We start from the raw sequence: 16,993 nt of genomic DNA on the forward strand, positions 1-16,993 counted from the left end.
CTAAAAATTAAAGTACTTCTGGAGCAAGTGACACGATCTTCATGAAGCCACCTTCACGCAATTCACGTGCAACTGGGCCAAAGATACGTGTTCCGCGAGGAGTTTTGTCTTCACGGATGATAACTGCTGCGTTTTCGTCAAACTTGATGTATGAACCATCAGCACGACGAGCACCTGATTTAGTACGAACGATAACTGCTTTAACAACGTCACCTTTTTTAACCGCACCACCAGGAGTAGCTTGTTTTACAGATGCCACGATAACATCACCGATGTTTGCAAATTTACGTCCTGAACCACCAAGAACTTTGATAGTCAAGATTTCGCGAGCACCGCTGTTGTCTGCGACTTTCAAACGAGTTTCTGTTTGAATCATTTCAGTTTTCTCCTTTCAGGTTTGATTAGATGATGACCGCTTCTTCAACAACTTCTACAAGACGGAAACGTTTTGTAGCTGAAAGCGGACGAGTTTCCATGATACGTACGATATCGCCTTCTTTGGCAACATTGTTTTCATCATGAGCTTTGTATTTTTTAGAGTAGTTAATACGTTTACCATAGACTGGGTGGTTACGTTTTGTTTCAACTACAACTGTGATTGTCTTGTCCATTTTGTCAGATACAACACGTCCAACAAGAACTTTACGATTATTGCGTTCCATTGAAATTTCTCCTTCCCTAGTCTATTATTTCGCTTCAGATTGAACTGTTTTGATACGAGCGATTTGTTTTTTAACTTCTTTCAAGCGAGCTGTTTGTTCCAATTGACCAGTAGCAGCTTGGAAACGAAGTTCAAACAATTCTTTTTTCAATTCGTTTTCGCGCTTCGCGAGTTCTTCTTGAGAAAGACCACGAAGTTCTTTAACAAATTCTTTTACTTCATTAAGTTTCATGCCTTCTCCTTATTCTGCTTCACGTTTTACGAATTTACATTTAACTGGCAATTTGTGGCTAGCAAGACGAAGCGCTTCGCGAGCGATCTCTTCAGATACACCAGCGATTTCGAACATCACTTTACCACGTTTAACTGGTGCTACCCAACCTTCAGGTGCCCCTTTACCAGATCCCATACGCACACCGATAGCTTTAGCAGTGTATGATTTGTGTGGGAAGATTTTAATCCAAACTTTACCACCACGTTTCATGTAACGAGTCATGGCGATACGAGCAGCTTCGATTTGGCGGTTAGTGATCCAGTGGCTAGTTGTAGCTTGAAGACCGTATTCACCGAATGCTACTTCTTTTCCACCTTTTGCTTCACCGCGCATTTTTCCACGGAATTCACGACGGTGTTTAACACGTTTAGGTACTAACATTGGTTATTTACCTCCTTTAGTGTTTTTGCGAGCTGGAAGAACTTCACCACGGTAGATCCATACTTTAACACCAAGTTTACCGTATGTAGTATCTGCTTCTTCCCAAGCGTAATCGATATCTGCACGAAGTGTGTGAAGTGGAACAGTTCCTTCAGAGTATCCTTCAGCACGGGCGATATCTGCACCGTTCAAACGACCTGATACTTGAGTTTTGATTCCTTTAGCTCCAGCACGCATTGCACGTTGGATTGCTTGTTTTTGTGCACGACGGAAAGCAACACGTTGCTCCAATTGACGAGCAATTCCTTCACCTACAAGGTGAGCATCCAAATCAGGTTGTTTGATTTCGATGATGTTGATGTGTACTTGTTTTCCAGTCAATTTGTTAAGTTTTGCACGGAGTGCATCAACGTTAGCACCACCTTTACCGATAACCATACCTGGTTTAGCAGTGTGAAGTGAAACGTTAACTTTGTTTACTGCGCGTTCAATTTCGATAGTTGAAACTGCTGCGTCAGCAAGTTCTTTTTGAACGAATTTACGGATTGCAAGATCTTCATGAAGGTAATCCGCGTATTCTTTTTCAGCATACCATTTGGCATCCCAATCACGGATGATGCCGACACGCATACCAATTGGATGTACTTTTTGACCCACGATTTTACCTCCTTATTTTTCTGCAACAGCTACAGTGATGTGAGCTGTACGTTTGTTAATTGGTGAAGCTGAACCTTTCGCACGTGGACGGAAACGTTTCATAGTTGGTCCTTCGTTTGCGAATGCTTCAGATACTACCAAGTTAGCTTTATCCAAACCAAAGTTGTTTTCAGCGTTAGCTACAGCTGAGTTCAAAACTTTCAAGATGATTTCAGCAGCTTTGTTTGGAGTGAATGTCAAGATTGCGATTGCATCGGCTACGCTTTTACCACGGATGTTATCAAGAACAAGACGTGATTTACGAGGTGAAACACGTACTGTACGAGCCATTGCTTTAGCTGAAGTAATTTCTGCCATTTATGTTCTCCTTATTTTCTACGTGTTTTCTTGTCGTCTGCAGCGTGACCTTTGTAAGTACGAGTTGGTGCAAATTCACCAAGTTTGTGACCTACCATGTCTTCTTGGATGTAAACAGGTACGTGTTTACGACCGTCATAAACTGCAATAGTGTAACCAATGAAACTTGGGAAAATCGTTGAACGACGTGACCAAGTTTTAATAACTTTTTTCTTTTCGTCGTTAGCTTGAGCTTCAACTTTTTTCATCAAATGCTCATCGACGAAAGGTCCTTTTTTAAGACTGCGTCCCATTTTTATATTTTCTCCTTTAAATGTTGTACCACAGCGGCTTGCGCTCACATGGAGCGCTACCGAGCTGGCGGATTTACTAGTTTCTTAAGCGACTAGTTTAATATTATTTCTCGTTGCGACGACGAACGATAAGTTTGTCAGATTTCGCTTTCTTGTTACGAGTTTTAAGACCAAGAGCAGGTTTGCCCCATGGAGTAGATGGTGCTTTACGACCAACTGGTGCTTTACCTTCACCACCACCGTGTGGGTGATCGTTAGGGTTCATTACAGAACCACGAACTGTTGGGCGGATACCTTTCCAACGGCTACGTCCTGCTTTACCAAGGTTTACAAGTCCATGTTGTTCATTTCCGACAACACCAACTGTAGCACGGCAAGTTCCAAGAATCATACGAACTTCACCTGATTGAAGACGAACAAGAACGTATTTACCTTCAGAACCCAATACTTGAGCAGATGCACCAGCAGCACGTACCAATTCACCACCACGACCTGGTTTCAACTCGATGTTGTGGATCAAAGTACCAACTGGGATGTTAGCAAGTGGAAGAGCGTTTCCGACTTTGATATCTGCTTCTGGACCTGAAACGATACGTTGACCAACTTCAAGACCTTTTGGAGCGATGATGTACGCTTTCACACCGTCAGTGTAGTGTACAAGAGCGATGTTTGCAGAACGGTTTGGATCGTACTCGATTGTTTTAACAACTGCTTCAACGTTGTCTTTGTTACGTTTGAAGTCAACCAAACGGTAGAAACGTTTGTGTCCACCACCTTGGTGACGAACTGTGATACGACCGTTGTTGTTACGACCAGCCTTGCTCTTCAATGCAACAAGCAATGATTTTTCAGGAGTGCTTGTTGTGATTTCAGCGAAATCCAAAGAAGTCATATTACGGCGACCGTTTGTTGTTGGTTTATAAACACGAATTCCCACGATATTTCCTCCTTAGATTATTCAGCTTCAGCAGCAAACAACTCGATTGCTTTAGAATCAGCTGTAAGTGTGATGATAGCTTTTTTAGTTTTGTTAGTAAAACCAGTGTAACGTCCAACACGTTTAGCTTTTGGTTTTACGTTGATTGTGTTAACGTTGGCAACTTTAACACCTTCGAAAGCAGCTTCAACAGCTTGCTTGATCAAAAGTTTGTGTGCACGAGTGTCAACTTCAAATACATATTTTCCTGCTTCAAGTTGAGCCATTGAGCTTTCAGTGATTACAGGTTTTTTGATAACATCATACAAATTCATTATGCAAGAACCTCCTCGATTTTAGAGATAGCTGCTTGAGTAACAAGAAGTTTGTCACTATTTGCGATGTCAAGAACACTTGCAGTTGTAGCAGTCGCAACTTTCACGTTTGGAAGGTTACGAGCTGAGAGAGCTGCGAATTCGTTTCCTTCTTCAAGAATAACAAGGACTTTAGAATCGATGCTCAAAGCTGCAAGAACTTTTGCAAATTCAGCAGTTTTTGGAGCTGTAAATTCAAGAGAATCAACGGCTACAAATTTATTTTCAGCAACTTTTTCTGAGTAAACAGATTTAAGCGCAAGGCGACGAACTTTTTGAGGAAGTTTGTACGCATAGCTACGTGGAGTTGGTCCGAAGACGATTCCACCACCACGCCATTGTGGAGAGCGGATAGAACCTTGACGAGCACGTCCAGTTCCTTTTTGACGCCATGGTTTGCGTCCGCCACCTGAAACAGCTGAGCGGTTTTTAACTGCGTGAGTTCCTTGACGAAGGCTAGCACGTTGGCTGACGATCACATCAAACACAACAGATTGGTTTGGTTCGATACCAAAGATTGCATCGTTAAGAACAACTTCGCCCGCTTGTTTACCAGTTTGGTCGAATAATGTTACATTTGCCATTTTGACTGTATTCCCCTTTCCTTATTATTTACCAGCTTTAACTGCTGATTTGATAGTGATAAGAGATTTCTTAGCACCTGGTACGTTACCTTTGATAAGGATAACGTTCTTTTCTGGAACAACTTGTACAACTTCAAGGTTTTGAATTGTTACGCGGTCGCCACCCATACGTCCTGCAAGGTTTTTACCTTTGAATACGCGGTTAGGTGCAACAGGTCCCATAGAACCTGGACGACGGTGGTAACGAGAACCGTGAGCCATTGGTCCACGTGATTGTCCGTGGCGCTTGATAACACCTTGGAAACCTTTACCTTTAGAAGTACCAGTTACGTCAACAACATCTCCAGCTGCGAATGTTTCAACTGTGATTTCAGCACCAACTTCCAAGCCTTCAACGTTTTTGAATTCACGAATGAAGCGCTTAGGAGCCGTGTTAGCTTTCGCTACATGTCCTTTAGCAGGTTTGTTGCTCAATACTTCGCGTTTGTCATCGAAACCAACTTGGATAGCGTTGTATCCGTCTGTTTCAACAGTTTTAACTTGAAGAACAACGTTTGGAGTTGCTTCAATAACTGTTACAGGGATCAATTCGCCAGCTTCAGTGAAGATTTGAGTCATTCCCACTTTTTTCCCTAAGATTCCTTTTGTCATGAGAAAATAGTTCCTTTTCTATATTTTTATTCAAAAAGTTTTTAACGAGCGTTTTTTATGCTCAAGTCTAAGATACAAAGGGCGTCAAACTCAAAGTGAAAATAGGAAACTGACACAGTGTCTAGCAGACACTAGGAAGTTTATCTTTTTTACACCGAGTTTAGCCCGTGTTCAATTAGATTGAAACACCAGCCTCTGCTCTTTTATATTTTAGATTAAAGTTTGATTTCTACGTTTACACCACTTGGAAGATCCAATTTCATCAACGCATCAACTGTTTTTTGAGTTGGGTTAACAATATCGATCAAACGTTTGTGTGTACGCATTTCAAATTGTTCGCGAGAGTCTTTGTATTTGTGAGTCGCACGAATGATTGTGTAGAGGCTACGTTCAGTCGGAAGTGGGATTGGACCCGCAACTTGTGCACCTGTACGAGTAGCTGATTCTACGATTTTTGCAGCCGCAGTATCAAGCGTACGGTGTTCGTAAGCTTTCAAACGGATACGGATTTTTTTGTTTGCCATCTTTTTCTCCTTTTCGTCTATTTAAGATAATAGGCTAGCTCCACAAGAAAACCGACGCGGTGTTGCGTGGCAATGCAACCGAGCGTGTCGCAACCTCTTGCATCAAAGCTAAGGCTGTAATTTACAGCACCATAATAGAATAACACAAAGCCCCTGCGATTGCAAGGGATTTGTTGCTGTTTTTTCGTTTTTTTACAATGAAACTGTTTTCTTTTTTGGCGGGTCATTTATTTAAGTATTTTATGGAAGAAAGTTACTCTCTCTTCACCTGTTCATAGCTTTCTTTTCCGTCATTAAGCTTATCCCAAATCACTACTTGCCCACTTTTGAGTGATTTTTGCACATCGATGATGCGTTGATTGGACGAACCTCGAAACTGGAGCATGAGATTTCTCTTAGTTCGGTCATACCGTCCATCGACAAGGATGTCAATTAGCGACAATAGTTCCAGTTTATCTGGAGTTTCCAACATCATTTCTTCCCATGTATAGCCCGTCCAGGACCAGATATCCTTATCTGGCAATTCTTTCCGAATACGCTTCACGAGTGGCAAAAGAATGCCAGTATTGAGAAAAGGTTCCCCTCCCAGCAAGGTCAATCCTTGAACATAGGGCTGGGCAAGGTCTGCCATGATCTGTTTTTCTAATTCTGCTGTATAGGGAATGCCAGCATTGAAGGACCAGGTCGCTACATTATAACACCCCTCGCAGTGAAACATGCAACCTGATACATAGAGGGAGTTACGCACACCCTCTCCATCTACAAAGTTAAAGGCCTTGTAGTCGATGATACGGCCTTGACTGAGCTCTTCACTTTTCCATTCTTGTGGTTTTGGATTATTCATTCGCTACCTCTATCCAATAACGCTCGACTCCATTACGAACATCTTCAAGAATTCCTCCATTTGCTAGTATGACTGCTCTGCTAGCAGGATTATTCACGCTACAGGTCACAAGCGTTCTCTTGATGTTCTTTTCCTTAGCAACTTGCAAGCCCTGACGGAGAGTCTCTTTAGCATAACCTTTGCCTCTTTCTGATGGACGAATGGAGTAGCCAATGTGGCCAGCATAATTCAATAACCCCTCATTCAGTCTCAATCGCAGATTCAAAAATCCTAGAGCACGACCTACATCATCAAATGATACAAATTGAATAGAAGGAACACGATTTTCAGGCAAGTTTATCCCCATCTCTTTTTGCATATTTGTTTCCAGCCATTCTTCATACACAAAGTTCTCTGTATCCCAGAAACCACTGTCGTGAGGCGACTGATATTTTTCAAACTCTGCCATCATCTCTAAAACTGTTACTTTATCTGCTAATATTGGTCTTCGTAGTTCCATTCTTACCTCCCACTAAGAGAAAAGCAAGAGCTGGCTCTCACTTTTATTTTTTCTTGTTCTTGTTTAAAAATTGTTCTCTGAGGTTGAGCAAACGTTCTTTCTTACCAGCTCCACCTTTAGAGTGTTTCTCGTGATAACGGGTCACTTGTGCACGCCCCTTATCGTCTAATTGATATTTTCCCATTTCATTTCTTTCTAATTTGTTACTTGATGGCCAGCTATTTTAATCGTTGAACCATTCATATGTTTGACACGCGCTGCGATTTCCTTGTGACGCCCATTGACCATAGGTCTCGCTTGAGGATTACCTAAATATCCACAAGTCCGTTTAACAACGTCTACTGTTTTAGGGTCGCTATTGCCACAGTTAGGACAAGCAAAGCCCCTCTCAGTTGGTTCAAAATCCCCTTCAAAGTCACACTTGTAGCAACGGTCTATTGGTGTATTGGTCCCAAGATAGCCCACACGGTCATAGGCATAGTCCCAGACAACTTCCAAGGCCTTTGGATTTTGCTGGAGAACTGGATACTCACAATAATGGATGAAACCACCCGACGCACCTGCTTCTGGATAGACTTTCTCAAAGTCCAATTTTTCAAACGGTGTTGGATTTTTACGAACATCGTAGTGGAAAGAGTTGGTGTAGTATTCCTTATCAGTAATATCTGGAATATAACCGAACTTGTCTGTATCTAGTCTACAGAAACGGTCTGTCAAACTTTCAGATGGTGTTGAGTAGATAGAGAAATGGTAGCCATATTGGTCTGACCACTCTTCTACACGGCGTTTCATATCGCGAATGATGTCCAGAGTGAATTCCTTGGCTTCTGGATTGTGTTCCCAACTATTTCCAAAGAAGACAGTAGCCACTTCGTACAAACCGATGTAACCCAGCGAAACAGTTGCTCGACGATTCTTAAAGAGCTGGTCAACACTTTCTTCTTTACCTAGACGATGGCCAAAAGCACCGTATTGATAAAGGATAGGAGCATTGGCTGGTGTCGCTTCCTTGGTCCGTTCGACACGGTAAACCAGAGCATCTTCTGCGATATTCATCCGCTCGTTGAAGATTTCCCAGAACTTGGTCATATCACCTTCAGACTCGAGAGCAATACGAGGCAGATTAACCGTCACAACACCTAGATTCATCCGACCTGAATTAACTTCTACACCATTCTCATCCTTCCATCCTTGAAGGAAAGAACGGCAGCCCATAGGAACCTTGAAAGAACCAGTCAACTCGATAATCTTATCGTAAGACAAGACGTCTGGATACATCCGTTTAGTTGCACATTCTAGAGCCAACTGCTTGATGTCATAGTTGGGAGTTCCTTCCTCTAAATTGAGACCTCGTTTCAGAGTAAAAATGAGTTTAGGAAAGATAGCCGTACGATGTTCCGAACCAAGCCCCTTAATGCGAATGTTTAAAATAGCTTTTTGAATTTCCCGCTCAAAACGATTGGTTCCTAGACCAAAGCCTAGCGAAGTAAAAGGTGTTTGTCCATTTGAAGTGAAGAGGGTGTTGATTTCATACTCAAGAGATTGCATGGCATCGTAGATATCTTTCTGAGTTTTCTTCCAAGCGTAATCTTCCCGTTTTTCAGGCAAAACCCACTCTTCCGCATCCTTGAGGTGTTTTTGGTAATTCTTCTCTGCATAAGGAGCCAAGACTTCATCGATACGGTCAGCTGAACAACCACCGTACTGGCTAGAAGCCACGTTGGCGATGATTTGGGAAATCTGAGCTGTTGCAGTCTGGATAGACTTAGGACTTTCTACCTCTGCATTTCCAATCTTAAAACCATTTTCCAGCATCCCCTTGAAATCAATCAAACAGCAGTTGGTCATAGGTGTATAAGGACTGTAGTCCAAATCGTGATAGTGGATATCCCCTTTTTGGTGGGCATTGGCTACGTGCTTAGGAAGCATTTGCAGTCCGATTGATTTTCCAACGATGCCCGCTGTCAAATCACGCTGGGTATTAAAGACATCGCTGTCTTTATTTGCATTTTCATTAACAACTGCCTGGTCTTTGTTGAGAAGCTTATGTATACTAAAGTTGATATCCGTCGCTTTTGAGCGCTCAAAATCCCTTTGTGTCCGATAAGTAATATACTCCTCAGCCAGCGCATATTCTTTGGCTTCAAGCAATTCATGTTCTACGATATTTTGAATTTCGTAAATCTTAACCCCCTTTGGAAAGCGACTATGAATTTCTGTGACAATTCGCTCGGTCAGAGCATTGAGGCGTTTTTCGACCAAGGGTGTCACATCCATAACCTTGTCAGCCGCCTTGTGGAGAGCCTTGTCAATCTTGTCCACATCAAATACAACACGTCTCCCATCTCGTTTTTCAACGAAGAGAGTTGGCAAAATTGTAATTTTTTCTTCTAGTGCAATCATATGCATGCTCTTTTCTAAAATGTTCTTTCTAAAAAGTATTATACCACTCTAAAAAGAAAAATCAATATCTTGTGGTAAAAATCCTAAAAATTTTAAAAATACACAAGATATTGATTCGGTTATTTAATTTTATAGACTTTAAACTCTGAGTAATCAGTCTTTACTTGTTGGTAATTTTCTTTCAAGAGTGTCTCCGCCTCAGACCAGAGAGCCACCTTGTCGTTTACCACAATCACCTTAGGTTGGTTTTCTTTCAAGTCATTGATTAAACTAGTTTTATTCTCTTCTGTACTCGTGTAAAGAAGAGGTGATGGGAACATGGATCCAGCCAAACGCTGGCTTTCTTTATACATTTGAACATGTGAATCCCAAATATAAATTTGGTCACCATCACTCGTCTCTTGTTTGACTCTATCTACCACTTGATGTTGTTCTCTATAAGAAGCTGGATGCAAGACAAAACGAGCTACAAAAGGAATTGCAATCAGATAAACCACCACTAGGATAGGTAGGTAGAGATTTCCCTTCATGAATTTTTTCCATAAAGTTGGAACCTCCTCTCTTCTCCGACAACGAGCTCCTCTAGCTGAGTGTTTCCCACGAATACTGGTCATCAAAAGAAGGAGTAAAGACGGAAGGATTAGAATCAAACGCGAACCGTGAAGAGGTTCTTGAGAAAAAAGCAACAAGGCTAATACAAATAAGAAAGCAAAACTAGCTGGTACTGAAATAACATATAATCTTGATGCCTTTGATTGGAACAATCCTAGAAAAACAAGGAAGAGAGCTCCTAAACCAAAGGTCAACAAACCATAGAATACAACATTATCCATTAGTTGAGGATTGGTAAAGACCTGAAGGGAATCAATCGGATACAAAAGACTTCCTATAGCTTCTCCAAAACCACCTGAAGTAAGCACATAGTAGCCTACTGGGTAAAAGATGAGAGAAAAACCAAGTGCCGCTGCAAAAAACTGATAAACTCCATGGACAAAACGACCATGCCCAACATTAAAGACAAATAAACCAATCGTTACTACTACAGCAAAGAGAAGACTTGTAAGAGGCTCTATGAAAAATGATAGGCCCAAAAAGATCCCCAGACGTAGAAATCCCTTGTCATGATTAGGATTTGATAGATAAGCTGCTATGAATGAAAATCCTGCAAACAGGAATGGCAGAGCTAAGATAGTAGCATAACCTCCTCCAAAACCAAGACCAGACACCAAGATATAAAATATGGTTAGGAGTTGTTTGGCTTGTTCCCTTTGTCCCGTCAGATAGTCGGTTGAAGAAAAGAGGAAATAACCTCCTCCTAAGAGGGCTAGCCATTCTACCAAGGCAAAAAGGATGCCTCCTTGGGTAATATAAAGTAGTAAGTAATAAAGAAGACCTTGACTTGCATAATAGCTACTGTAAAGCTGTCCTCCCTGATGTAAAGCCCACCCTATATACAAATCCTGCGCCTGAGAGGGACCTACCATATCTAAAAGTAAAGGTATCACCACAGAAAAAACCGTTGCAATCGTACTTCCAATGATGAGTCTGAAAAACGGGAAAGCTACCTGTTCTTCTTTTTCTACATGAGATTCAAGGTTCCTATCCAGTCTATTTTCAATTTCATTACTCTGTATCGTTTCGGATACTTCTTCGATTCTGCCATATACAGCCATATCGTTTCTCCTATTCAATTTATCTGTCTTAGTATATCAAAAAGACCTAAAATTGTCAGCTTGCGATGGGTGTTTGTGAGATTTTTTGCATAGTTTCACAAAGGTTTCAATTTCCCGAAATCGGTGTAAATGCGTCTGTTTAAATGACATGATATAATCCAATTCTTTCTGAGTCAGCATCGTTCCTCCTATATCTTCTTATTCGTAAAAGGCAAGAAAAATAGGACTGGGTTGTATCCTAAGTCCTAGATTTCTTATAAGATTGGGGCGAATAACTGGGCAATTTCCTTAATCAATTTCTGATACCAGCTATTTTTTATCGTATGAGGGAAAATTTCTTGCGATACTGAAAAAATCTCCTGAAAGTCTTTTTGAATCTCTGTGATTGATGCCGTTTTATATAGCAAAACTGCATCTTCATAGTGATGAAGTAAACTTCTATAATCTAAATTAATCGTTCCAACTACAGCAAAGTCCTTATCCACTAAGATTTGTTTACTGTGGATGAAGCCTGGACTATACTCAAAAATCCTTACTCCTGCTGACAACAAATCCGGATAGGCCCCTCTTGTAATGAGTTGGATTAATTTTTTATCTGGAATGAAAGGAGTCACGATGCGAACATCAACACCCCTCATGGCCGCGTTTTTAATACTCTCAGTTAAATCATAGTCAATAATCAAATAGGGTGTTGTGATATAGACTGAGTCAGTAGCCTGATTAATCAAACTTTGATAGACTTTTTTCCCTACCTGAGTACGGAAGATGGGCTTGGGACCACTACCATAGGGAATACAGAGCCCTTGGCTAGAACGAGGCTGGTTTTCCAAGTGATACTGGTCAAAATCACTGATTTCCCCACGATTGATGTACCAAGTCATTAAAAAGAGACGGGTTAGAGCCTTGACACCAGGGCCATCTATGCGAATCCCACTATCCTTCCAATAACCAAAGCGTTCTACATGGTTGATATACTCATCGGCTAAGTTAATGCCTCCTGTATAAGCTACCTGACCATCTATAACAAGGATTTTACGATGGTCTCGATTATTATAAGCTACCGTCAAACGAGGAATCACCTTGTTAAACTTATGGGCTTCAATTCCTCGACTACGAAGCTGAACAGTATAGTCTCCAGGTAAAGTCGCCATACAACCGATATCATCATAGAGCATCTTGACCTCTACACCCTGAGCTGCCTTTTGCTCTAGTATATCTAGTATGCTATTCCACATCAGACCTTCTTCGACAATATAGTACTCTAGAAAGATAAATTTCTCAGCTTTCTTGAGGTCTTCCAACATATGTTGCCACATGCTTTCACCCGAAGAAAAGAATTGTGAATCTGTTCGATCATAGACATCGGCATTGCTATCCATACTTAGCAAAGATTTGATAACTCCGTAAGCCGCCTTATCATCTTCCTTCAATTTCTGGCGGAGAGCTTTACTGTTATCCTCCCGAAAATGCATGGAACCAAGTCTGTTCAACTGCTTGATTTCTTTTTTGGATAATCGTCTTTCACCAAACATCAGATATAGCAAAGGACCAATAACAGGAACAAAAGTTACCACTAACCACATTACTTTACTTTCAGGCGCCATTGAACGATTGACAATTGCGACAATAGTCGCCATACTCATAAAGATTAAGAGAATGACCCATAGAATAGGGGCCATGCGCCCTAAATAGAGAAAGAGACCAAAAACAAGACACAGTTCAAGTAGCATAATCGAAAGACTAAAGCCATACTTGGACATCAATAATTGAAATTTTCTATATTTCATACATCCCCTTTCTTTTAACCTTACCCCTAACCACCTAATTAATAGATGTTTCCACTAGTATACATCAGTTCATAGCTAGATGGCAACAATTTACTCTTGCTAAAGTTTCAACCATTATGATCTCATATGCGTATTACAGTTTGAGAGCCAACATATTGACCGTCATACCGGCTGCAGTTCCCATAAGATAGATGACATCTCCCTCCTTGACCAGCCCTTTTTCTAATGAATAAGCCAAGCCAAACGGTACAGATACTGACACCATATTTCCATAATCAGTGACAAGATTGAGATATTGTTCCTCCGCAACACCTAGTTTTTCCATAACTAAAGGAAGGGCACGACTTGCTTGATGGGGAATAATATAGTCCACATCTGACAATGCTAGCTGCGTTTTTTCTTGAAACTCTTCAAACATGACTGGAATTTTACGAGCAGATAAGAGGAGAATTTTCTTACCTTTCATATCAAACATATAGTTGGTCTTAGTCGCTTCAGAGTACTCTTTTGGTTGAAAAGAAGTCAGACCTCCACGAATCTCCGTATCGTGTGCTCCTTCTGACCAAGTACGTTGGAGACTAGCAATGACCCCTTTTTCCTGATGGCTTTTTTGGAAAATAAAGGCTGCCGCCCCATCACTAAAGAGTTCAAAACTTTCTTTTTGCTTAGGATTGAGCCCTAAACTACCAACCTCACTAGACACAATTAAGACACGATTGTATTCGCCTGCCTCGATCAAGTGGGACATAGTCGATAGAGCAGAAATAAAGCTAGTACAGGTCGTATTGATATCCATAGCTGGGATTGAGAGTCCTTTTGCCACGCGCTCATGAATCAAGGCAGCCGTACAAGGAATAGGCTGAACACCAACTGCACTAGCTGATACAAGGCAATCGATATCTTTAATATCTAAGTTTGCATATTCGAGTGCTCTCTGAATTGCTACCTCTGCTAAATCTAACTGCGTTTCTTCATTTTCAACTACACGATAACGCGTCTGGTCTTTGAATTGGACGGTATGCTTTGGAAGGCAAACACCATATCCTGCAATTTCTATATGTCTTTTTACTTCTGTCATTGTCTTTTATCCTTTCATAAACGTTGGATTCGTTTGAGTTTATGGCTAGTATCCCAGTGATAATCTGAAAATTGAATTTCGGGAACTATAAACTGCTTTTGCTGGGCCAGGAGTTGAAACTGTACTAAAATAGCTGTCTCCATGCTCTCATCTCGTTGGTTTAGACAAACTTCCACTAACTTCTCAGAATATTGTTTGACTTGGTAATCTCCTATATTCTCCACAAAGAGGATGCAACGTCTGATAAAGTCTGGATAGATGGTCACCTGTCCCCCATCCAGTCCATCGAAATAGAAGATGTCGTCAGAGCGTCCTTCGACCTTGTCAATTCGTGTATAGTAGGAGCCACACGGACAAGGCTTCGGATTCTCAACCAAGATATCATTGAGCTGGTAGCGATAAACAGGCTGACTACTTCGTTTAAAGTCCGTAATCACTGGATAAAAACGGCGGTCATCCAGATACTGCTTTTCCACATGTATAATGTCTTCGTTGAGATGCAGATTTCCAGCTGAGCAAGTGCAAGCTAGGAAACCTTCGGTTGCCTGATAAACTTGGTCAATAATGGATAAAGAAAAGGCTTCTGCGATGAGTTCCCTATCATTATCTTCCAAGATTTCTGCCACCGAAACGATTTTTTGTGGGTGGATAGCTAACTCTCCAGCCTTGAGACGCTTGCTCAATTCAATCAACATAGAGGCTGGTGCCACAACAATCGTCGGCTGGTAGGTATTCAGCCGCTCAATATGGACATCTGTAGGTTTAAAAATATCAAAATACTCCAAACGAATAAGTGCCGTATTGATGGTCTGATAGAGTTCATTATCAGCTCTCAGGAAAAAGGCGATTCGGTGTCCAAAAAGCTGGCCCTTGGGTAACATCTTAGCTAAGATAGCTGCTGCCCACATACTTCGCTCTTTCTCCGTTGTGATAAAAAGCCCCCGATGTCCAGATGTCCCTGAAGACAGTCCGACTGCCACATCGCCTTTGAGTTCAGTGAAATCACGAGTCTTTTCACTTTCAATAGCCAAGGCCAAGGCTTCATCCCGATCTACTCCTTGGGTGTTGAGCTCGTTGAAATGCTCCATCATAAAAGCCTTGTCCATATGGTCAAAGTCACTAGGAATCCCATTTTTAAAGTAGGGCGACTCTCGCTTTAAAAAGTTCATATAGTTAGCTAATTGCTTTTTCTGATAGTTCTCTACAGCTTCTCGAGATTTGAAGTTATGAAGCCAGCGAGTTTGGATAAAGGTTTTAAGAAAGGTTCCTTTTTTCATATATGATACGTTCTATCCTTTCTACAGGGTCATGGCTAACAACTACTTCAATACCATCTCTCAAGACCTCCTCCAAAAACTCTGTCCCCTTGATATAGTCTGCCTTATTGTCCTGAACCAAGGAAGGAATCAGGAGCATCTGCTTGGTGTAAGGCAAAAGGTCAATTCCCCAACAGAGATCTGCTGCGATGAGGAGATTAAAGTCTGGAAGGTACAGACAAGCTTGCCCCCTTGCATGCCCATCAACAGAAGCTACTAGAATACTTCCATCTCCAAAAAGGTCACTAGTCGGACGATAGGGAAAGGTTGAATCTTGCTGGTCAGCTCTAATAATGGTTAGATTTTTTTCAAAAGAAGCTGGCAAAAATTCCTTGAAAATCAAGTCTTTCAGTGTCGGTTTCTTGTAAACATCATACACTTCCTGAGTCAAGATAAAAGTTGCATGAGGGAAGAAGCTAGCCCCTCCCAAATGATCTGGATGCAGGTGAGATAGGATGATATAATTAATTTCTTCTGGTTTAATTCCCTTAGCTTTCAGCAAATATGAAATCTGGTCCTTCTCCGTCATTTGAACAGGTGTTCCCAAACGATAGAAACCATAACGAATCTGAGTCTTAATATCGTAATGGTAGCCCGTATCATAGAGGAGGTATCCCTTCTCCCTATGTTTGATAAGAAAAACCCCGGCTGGAAAGGTCATCTTTTTATTCTTGATTCCCTTAAATAGCAAACCTGTATAACTCGTGCAATATCCTGCTGGGAAATAATCAATGCTTTCTATAATCTTTGACATATTGTTCAATCCCTTCCGAAATACTGATTTGAGGGCGATAGCCCAAGTCTCGCTCCGCCTTACTAATGTCCAGCGTCTGGCTATACCTCAGCAAGCAATATGTATAGCGTGTCAGAGCCGGCTCACCTTTGAGTTTCAAGATATTATACAGAAACTCTAAACTACTTGCAATAACTGAAAGAAGAGGAGCCGGCACTTTTCTGTATGTTATCGGATAGCCAAGCCCTCTCAAGGTTTCTTCTATCAGATCCTTAAAGGCTCTTGGTTCCCCGTTGGTAATATTATAGACTTCGCCACTAGCTTGAGGAGCCTCTAGAGCCAAGCGAATGGCCAGAGCAACATTTTCCACACAGGTCATGTCCATCAGCTGACAGCCATCCCCTATCAAGGGAATACCAATCTTCTGACTGAGTTTAAGAACCCGAGGTAAAATACTGGTATCCCCAATTCCAAAAAGCCCACGAGGTCGTAAGATAATACTCGGAACATCGGGATAATCCTTAAACAGCTTCTCCGAAGCTAGTTTACTACGAATATAGTTGTTCAGATTATTTTCCTGAGGCGCATCGCTTTCTTTGATAGCTATCTGGTCTCGAGGCGCAGCATATATACTAGGCGAGGACACATAAACCAAACGCTGAATACCATCCTCTCGACAAGCATCCAGAACATACTTGGTCCCTAAGACATTTGTCTGGTAGAAATCTTCCCAAGGTCCCCAGACGGTAGAAAGAGCTCCAGCATGCACAACCATGTCCATACCCTGACAAGCCTGAGTCAGATCCTCTTGCTTGGTAAAATCTCCCTGGATAAATGCCACAGAGGAGTTCTCTAAAGACTGACCAACCTTGCGATTACGTCCAAAAGCTCGTACCTGGTAGCCATGCTGACTGAGCTCTTCAACAACATACTTACCTAGAAAACCCGTAGCACCTGTTACCAATACTTTCTTCATATTTTATTTCTC

General features: G+C 41.5%; 22 protein-coding genes. All 22 read right to left on the minus strand.

The window, feature by feature from the left end; all coding sequences use genetic code 11:
- Positions 1-7: 7 nt before the first annotated feature.
- The 22 genes from rplN to O3616_RS00925 all read right to left on the minus strand — a co-directional run bounded on the left by rplN (position 8) and on the right by O3616_RS00925 (position 16,981).
- The gene (rplN, locus tag O3616_RS00820; protein ID WP_000616545.1) at positions 8-376 is read right to left on the minus strand and encodes a 50S ribosomal protein L14; all 369 of its coding nucleotides are present in this window, start codon (positions 374-376) and stop codon (positions 8-10) included.
- 25 nt (positions 377-401) lie between these two features.
- Complete coding sequence (gene rpsQ / locus O3616_RS00825; RefSeq protein ID WP_000440801.1) at positions 402-662, minus strand: 30S ribosomal protein S17; 261 nt, start codon at positions 660-662, stop codon at positions 402-404.
- 24 nt (positions 663-686) lie between these two features.
- The gene (gene rpmC / locus O3616_RS00830) at positions 687-893 is read right to left on the minus strand and encodes a 50S ribosomal protein L29 (protein ID WP_000772918.1); all 207 of its coding nucleotides are present in this window, start codon (positions 891-893) and stop codon (positions 687-689) included.
- A 9-nt stretch (positions 894-902) separates the two neighbouring features.
- Positions 903-1,316, minus strand: a complete 414-nt coding sequence (rplP, locus tag O3616_RS00835; protein ID WP_000960946.1) for a 50S ribosomal protein L16 — start codon at positions 1,314-1,316, stop codon at positions 903-905.
- Between the two features lie 3 nt (positions 1,317-1,319).
- On the minus strand, positions 1,320-1,973 hold the full coding sequence (gene rpsC / locus O3616_RS00840) for a 30S ribosomal protein S3 (RefSeq protein ID WP_000529936.1): 654 nt from the start codon (positions 1,971-1,973) through the stop codon (positions 1,320-1,322).
- Between the two features lie 12 nt (positions 1,974-1,985).
- Complete coding sequence (rplV, locus tag O3616_RS00845) at positions 1,986-2,330, minus strand: 50S ribosomal protein L22 (protein ID WP_000818137.1); 345 nt, start codon at positions 2,328-2,330, stop codon at positions 1,986-1,988.
- A gap of 11 nt (positions 2,331-2,341) precedes the next feature.
- A complete protein-coding gene (gene rpsS / locus O3616_RS00850; RefSeq protein WP_000533766.1) occupies positions 2,342-2,623 on the minus strand; it encodes a 30S ribosomal protein S19 in 282 nt (93 codons plus the stop codon).
- Positions 2,624-2,726: 103 nt separating this feature from the next.
- Entirely contained in the window at positions 2,727-3,560 is an 834-nt protein-coding gene (gene rplB / locus O3616_RS00855; protein ID WP_000512911.1) for a 50S ribosomal protein L2, read from the minus strand.
- A gap of 17 nt (positions 3,561-3,577) precedes the next feature.
- Positions 3,578-3,874: a 50S ribosomal protein L23 gene (locus O3616_RS00860; protein WP_001055347.1), complete on the minus strand. Its 297-nt coding sequence runs from the start codon at positions 3,872-3,874 to the stop codon at positions 3,578-3,580.
- Positions 3,874-4,497, minus strand: a complete 624-nt coding sequence (gene rplD, locus O3616_RS00865) for a 50S ribosomal protein L4 (protein WP_368910477.1) — start codon at positions 4,495-4,497, stop codon at positions 3,874-3,876. Before rplD ends, O3616_RS00860 begins: the two co-directional genes overlap by 1 nt.
- A gap of 24 nt (positions 4,498-4,521) precedes the next feature.
- A complete protein-coding gene (rplC, locus tag O3616_RS00870) occupies positions 4,522-5,148 on the minus strand; it encodes a 50S ribosomal protein L3 (protein ID WP_000160197.1) in 627 nt (208 codons plus the stop codon).
- Between the two features lie 215 nt (positions 5,149-5,363).
- Positions 5,364-5,672 (minus strand): 30S ribosomal protein S10, encoded by a 309-nt coding sequence (gene rpsJ / locus O3616_RS00875; RefSeq protein WP_001284513.1) that lies wholly within the window; start codon positions 5,670-5,672, stop codon positions 5,364-5,366.
- A gap of 253 nt (positions 5,673-5,925) precedes the next feature.
- The gene (nrdG, locus tag O3616_RS00880; RefSeq protein ID WP_004269749.1) at positions 5,926-6,516 is read right to left on the minus strand and encodes an anaerobic ribonucleoside-triphosphate reductase activating protein; all 591 of its coding nucleotides are present in this window, start codon (positions 6,514-6,516) and stop codon (positions 5,926-5,928) included.
- The gene (locus O3616_RS00885) at positions 6,509-7,015 is read right to left on the minus strand and encodes a GNAT family N-acetyltransferase (protein ID WP_140223847.1); all 507 of its coding nucleotides are present in this window, start codon (positions 7,013-7,015) and stop codon (positions 6,509-6,511) included. Before O3616_RS00885 ends, nrdG begins: the two co-directional genes overlap by 8 nt.
- 43 nt (positions 7,016-7,058) lie before the next feature.
- Positions 7,059-7,199, minus strand: coding sequence for a hypothetical protein (locus O3616_RS00890; RefSeq protein ID WP_000521618.1), 141 nt, complete (start codon positions 7,197-7,199; stop codon positions 7,059-7,061).
- Between the two features lie 11 nt (positions 7,200-7,210).
- Positions 7,211-9,418 (minus strand): anaerobic ribonucleoside-triphosphate reductase, encoded by a 2,208-nt coding sequence (gene nrdD, locus O3616_RS00895; protein WP_371637831.1) that lies wholly within the window; start codon positions 9,416-9,418, stop codon positions 7,211-7,213.
- 119 nt (positions 9,419-9,537) lie between these two features.
- Entirely contained in the window at positions 9,538-11,091 is a 1,554-nt protein-coding gene (locus tag O3616_RS00900) for a damage-inducible protein CinA (RefSeq protein WP_371637832.1), read from the minus strand.
- 254 nt (positions 11,092-11,345) lie between these two features.
- Positions 11,346-12,878, minus strand: coding sequence for a cardiolipin synthase (gene cls, locus O3616_RS00905; RefSeq protein WP_371637834.1), 1,533 nt, complete (start codon positions 12,876-12,878; stop codon positions 11,346-11,348).
- A gap of 133 nt (positions 12,879-13,011) precedes the next feature.
- Positions 13,012-13,956: a 3-oxoacyl-[acyl-carrier-protein] synthase III C-terminal domain-containing protein gene (locus O3616_RS00910; protein WP_125430529.1), complete on the minus strand. Its 945-nt coding sequence runs from the start codon at positions 13,954-13,956 to the stop codon at positions 13,012-13,014.
- Positions 13,957-13,970: 14 nt separating this feature from the next.
- Positions 13,971-15,233: a F390 synthetase-related protein gene (locus tag O3616_RS00915; protein WP_125430526.1), complete on the minus strand. Its 1,263-nt coding sequence runs from the start codon at positions 15,231-15,233 to the stop codon at positions 13,971-13,973.
- Entirely contained in the window at positions 15,211-16,026 is an 816-nt protein-coding gene (locus O3616_RS00920; RefSeq protein WP_042751751.1) for an MBL fold metallo-hydrolase, read from the minus strand. The genes O3616_RS00915 and O3616_RS00920 overlap by 23 nt, the downstream gene beginning before the upstream one ends.
- Positions 16,001-16,981, minus strand: a complete 981-nt coding sequence (locus O3616_RS00925; RefSeq protein WP_371637835.1) for an NAD-dependent epimerase/dehydratase family protein — start codon at positions 16,979-16,981, stop codon at positions 16,001-16,003. Before O3616_RS00925 ends, O3616_RS00920 begins: the two co-directional genes overlap by 26 nt.
- Positions 16,982-16,993 lie beyond the last annotated feature (12 nt).

The organism is Streptococcus sp. 27098_8_86 (assembly GCF_041432595.1).
GTDB lineage: Bacteria > Bacillota > Bacilli > Lactobacillales > Streptococcaceae > Streptococcus > Streptococcus pneumoniae_F.

What these genes read in the sequence shown, in the direction of transcription:
- rplV (WP_000818137.1), bottom strand. Translation starts at nt 2,330, where the DNA reads ATGGCAGAAATTACTTCAGCTAAAGCAATGGCTCGTACAGTACGTGTT.
- cls (WP_371637834.1), bottom strand. Translation starts at nt 12,878, where the DNA reads ATGAAATATAGAAAATTTCAATTATTGATGTCCAAGTATGGCTTTAGT.
- rpsS (WP_000533766.1), bottom strand. Translation starts at nt 2,623, where the DNA reads ATGGGACGCAGTCTTAAAAAAGGACCTTTCGTCGATGAGCATTTGATG.
- rplD (WP_368910477.1), bottom strand. Translation starts at nt 4,497, where the DNA reads ATGGCAAATGTAACATTATTCGACCAAACTGGTAAACAAGCGGGCGAA.
- O3616_RS00890 (WP_000521618.1), bottom strand. Translation starts at nt 7,199, where the DNA reads ATGGGAAAATATCAATTAGACGATAAGGGGCGTGCACAAGTGACCCGT.
- O3616_RS00860 (WP_001055347.1), bottom strand. Translation starts at nt 3,874, where the DNA reads ATGAATTTGTATGATGTTATCAAAAAACCTGTAATCACTGAAAGCTCA.
- rplN (WP_000616545.1), bottom strand. Translation starts at nt 376, where the DNA reads ATGATTCAAACAGAAACTCGTTTGAAAGTCGCAGACAACAGCGGTGCT.
- O3616_RS00885 (WP_140223847.1), bottom strand. Translation starts at nt 7,015, where the DNA reads ATGGAACTACGAAGACCAATATTAGCAGATAAAGTAACAGTTTTAGAG.
- O3616_RS00900 (WP_371637832.1), bottom strand. Translation starts at nt 11,091, where the DNA reads ATGGCTGTATATGGCAGAATCGAAGAAGTATCCGAAACGATACAGAGT.
- O3616_RS00920 (WP_042751751.1), bottom strand. Translation starts at nt 16,026, where the DNA reads ATGTCAAAGATTATAGAAAGCATTGATTATTTCCCAGCAGGATATTGC.
- rpsQ (WP_000440801.1), bottom strand. Translation starts at nt 662, where the DNA reads ATGGAACGCAATAATCGTAAAGTTCTTGTTGGACGTGTTGTATCTGAC.
- rpmC (WP_000772918.1), bottom strand. Translation starts at nt 893, where the DNA reads ATGAAACTTAATGAAGTAAAAGAATTTGTTAAAGAACTTCGTGGTCTT.
- rplC (WP_000160197.1), bottom strand. Translation starts at nt 5,148, where the DNA reads ATGACAAAAGGAATCTTAGGGAAAAAAGTGGGAATGACTCAAATCTTC.
- nrdD (WP_371637831.1), bottom strand. Translation starts at nt 9,418, where the DNA reads ATGATTGCACTAGAAGAAAAAATTACAATTTTGCCAACTCTCTTCGTT.
- O3616_RS00925 (WP_371637835.1), bottom strand. Translation starts at nt 16,981, where the DNA reads ATGAAGAAAGTATTGGTAACAGGTGCTACGGGTTTTCTAGGTAAGTAT.
- rplP (WP_000960946.1), bottom strand. Translation starts at nt 1,316, where the DNA reads ATGTTAGTACCTAAACGTGTTAAACACCGTCGTGAATTCCGTGGAAAA.
- nrdG (WP_004269749.1), bottom strand. Translation starts at nt 6,516, where the DNA reads ATGAATAATCCAAAACCACAAGAATGGAAAAGTGAAGAGCTCAGTCAA.
- rpsJ (WP_001284513.1), bottom strand. Translation starts at nt 5,672, where the DNA reads ATGGCAAACAAAAAAATCCGTATCCGTTTGAAAGCTTACGAACACCGT.
- O3616_RS00915 (WP_125430526.1), bottom strand. Translation starts at nt 15,233, where the DNA reads ATGAAAAAAGGAACCTTTCTTAAAACCTTTATCCAAACTCGCTGGCTT.
- O3616_RS00910 (WP_125430529.1), bottom strand. Translation starts at nt 13,956, where the DNA reads ATGACAGAAGTAAAAAGACATATAGAAATTGCAGGATATGGTGTTTGC.